Source organism: Micromonospora sp. BS32, assembly GCF_059089345.1.
In genome coordinates this window covers 1-479 of the sequence record NZ_JBSSHR010000086.1, presented here as the reverse complement: position 1 = coordinate 479, position 479 = coordinate 1, and the positions used below count along the sequence as shown (strand labels likewise).

1 protein-coding gene is annotated in these 479 nt (G+C 79.7%); it reads left to right on the top strand.

The window, feature by feature from the left end; translation table 11 throughout:
- The coding region (locus AC5RWQ_RS30375) for an alpha/beta hydrolase (RefSeq protein WP_494286027.1) at positions 1-479 on the top strand (479 nt) is incomplete at both ends.

The following is a 479-nucleotide window of genomic DNA, read 5'->3' as shown; positions in this document are numbered from 1 at the left end:
ACCGCGCGCTACGGGGACGGCCCCGACCAGGTGATCGACTTCTACCGGCCCGCCGCCGGGAGCACCCTCCCGGCGCCCCTGGTCGCACTGCTGCACGGCGGCGCCTGGCGGGCCGCCTACGACCGCGCCCACGCCTCGCCGCTCGCCGCGCACCTCGCGGCGGCCGGCCTCGCGGTGGCCTCGGTCGAGTACCGCCGCGGCGGTGCGGACGGCGCGGCGATACGCCCGCGGACCCCCGTCGACCACACCGGCACCGCCGCCCCCGAACTCCCGCCCGCCGGGCGCTGGCCCGACACCTTCGACGACGTCGCCACCGCGCTCGACGCCCTGCCCGCACTCGCCCGCGAGGCACTCGGCGCGGACGCCGTCGACACCCGTCGCGTCGTGTACACCGGGCACAGCGCGGGCGGGCACCTCGCGCTGTGGGCCGCCGCCCGCCACCTGCTGCCCACCGCTTCCCCCTGGCACCGCTCCACACC